Raw genomic sequence first — 2,331 nt, forward strand, 5'->3', positions numbered from 1 at the left:
CTCGCGGAGAACCTGGGCATCACCAAGTCAGCGATCTACCACCATGTTCCGTCCAAGGGCGACCTGCTGCGGGGGGGGGGGGGCGCCCCCCCCCCGCGCCGGCGGGGGGGGGGGGGGGGGGGGCCGCCCGGCCCGGTCCCGGCAGAAGATGCTCCCGCAGAGGCAGAAGCCATCCGCCTGGAGCTCACCGCGTTGGCCGCAGAGGTTCCTGCGCCGTCCCGGGACGAAGTCCGGGCAGCCTACGCTGCCGCCGGGTTAAGCCCGGATGTCGTCGAAGTTTCGCAGGACTCCACTCCCACGGGACTGGCTGTTGATTCGATTGTTTCCGCCGCAGCGCTGGGGGAGGACTGCGTGCTGGCAGAGATCCGAAGCGGCACCGCCACAGTGACCGTGGTGCCTGCGCTGGCCAACGGTGCCTGCCTGCTTGGAGATGACCGCTGAGACCGTGGCCGGGCCGGGCCGCGGCCGCGGCCAGGCGTCGCAGCAATCACGCTTCCGCAGTCCGCTTCCCGTCAAATGGCACATAGTGGCGTCGACACACTAGCCTGAGAGCATGGCGGAATTTATCTACACGATGACCAAGGCCCGAAAGGCCGTTGGCGACAAAGTTATCCTCGACGACGTAAGCATGTCCTTCTACCCCGGCGCCAAGATCGGCGTGGTGGGGCCTAACGGTGCGGGTAAGTCCACCATCCTCAAGATCATGGCGGGGCTGGACACTCCCTCCAATGGTGAGGCGCGGCTCAGCCCGGGCTACACCGTCGGCATCCTGCTGCAGGAGCCGCCCCTGAATGAAGAGAAGACCGTCCTGGGCAACGTCCAGGAAGGCGTTGGCGAGATCTACGCGAAGATCCAGCGTTTCAACGAGATCTCCGAGGAGATGGCGCAGCCTGACGCTGACTTCGATTCACTGCTCGAAGAAATGGGCAAGCTGCAGGAAGCAATTGATGCAGCTGACGCCTGGGACATCGATTCCCAGCTGGAGCAGGCCATGGACGCCCTCCGGTGCCCGCCGGCAGACGCCGACGTCACTGTCCTCTCCGGTGGTGAACGGCGCCGGGTAGCCCTGTGCAAGCTCCTGCTGCAGAAGCCGGACCTGCTGCTGCTCGATGAGCCCACCAACCACCTCGACGCCGAAAGCGTCCTGTGGCTCGAGCAGCACCTCTCCTCGTACCACGGCGCAGTACTCGCCGTGACCCACGACCGTTACTTCCTGGACCACGTGGCGGAATGGATTGCCGAAGTGGACCGCGGACACCTCTACCCCTATGAGGGCAACTACTCCACCTATCTGGAGAAGAAGCGCGCGCGCCTGGAGGTCCAGGGCAAGAAGGACCAGAAGCTGGCCAAGCGCCTTGCGGACGAACTCGACTGGGTCCGTTCAAACGCCAAGGGCCGCCAGACCAAGTCCAAGGCGCGTCTGGCACGCTACGAGGAAATGGCAGCGGAAGCCGAGCGCACACGCAAGCTTGACTTCGAAGAAATCCAGATTCCCGCCGGCCCCCGGCTGGGCTCCCTGGTCCTGGAAGGGAAGAACCTGGAGAAGGGCTTCGACGGCCGCAAGCTGATCGAAGGATTGTCCTTCTCCCTGCCGCGCAACGGCATTGTCGGTGTGATTGGGCCCAACGGCGTCGGCAAGTCGACCCTTTTCAAGACCATCGTTGGCTTGGAGCCCCTCGACGGCGGTGAACTGAAGATCGGTGAATCGGTCAAGATCTCCTACGTGGACCAGTCCCGCGGTGGCATCGATCCGAATAAAACCCTCTGGGAAGTTGTGTCCGACGGCCACGACTTCATTCAGGTCGGACAGGTCGAGATGCCTTCCCGCGCCTATGTCTCGGCGTTTGGCTTCAAGGGTCCGGACCAGCAGAAGAAGGCGGGTGTGCTCTCCGGCGGTGAGCGTAACCGGCTCAATCTCGCCATGACGCTGAAGCAGGGCGGAAACCTGCTGCTGCTCGATGAGCCCACCAACGACCTCGATGTCGAGACGCTGTCCAGCCTCGAGAACGCGCTGCTTGAGTTCCCGGGCTGCGCCGTCGTCGTCTCCCACGACCGCTGGTTCCTCGACCGTGTGGCCACTCACATCCTTGCGTGGGAAGGCACCGATGAAAACCCGGCGAACTGGTACTGGTTCGAAGGCAACTTCGAATCCTACGAGCAGAACAAGATCGAGCGCCTCGGCGCCGACGCGGCCAAGCCGCACCGTGTGACCCACCGGCGCCTGACCCGCGACTAGGTCAAGCGGAAACTGCCTGACACGCCAAAGCGCCCCGGCGACCCGCAGGGCGCGTTTGGGGTCGCCCGGGATTATTGGGGGGGGGGGTTGTGCGG

Annotated in this window: 2 protein-coding genes and 1 pseudogene; all 3 read left to right on the plus strand. The window is 64.6% G+C overall.

What is annotated here, in order from left to right:
• Positions 1-72: pseudogene (locus tag TVB01_RS16560) on the plus strand (TetR family transcriptional regulator); the annotation flags it as partial.
• Positions 73-192: 120 nt separating this feature from the next.
• Positions 193-441: a DUF6993 domain-containing protein gene (locus TVB01_RS16565; RefSeq protein ID WP_422456998.1), complete on the plus strand. Its 249-nt coding sequence runs from the start codon at positions 193-195 to the stop codon at positions 439-441.
• A gap of 112 nt (positions 442-553) precedes the next feature.
• A complete protein-coding gene (ettA, locus tag TVB01_RS16570) occupies positions 554-2,236 on the plus strand; it encodes an energy-dependent translational throttle protein EttA (protein ID WP_422456997.1) in 1,683 nt (560 codons plus the stop codon).
• The last annotated feature ends 95 nt before the right edge of the window (positions 2,237-2,331 follow it).

The organism is Arthrobacter sp. 7Tela_A1, assembly GCF_049311065.1.
Taxonomy (GTDB): Bacteria; Actinomycetota; Actinomycetes; order Actinomycetales; family Micrococcaceae; genus Arthrobacter_B.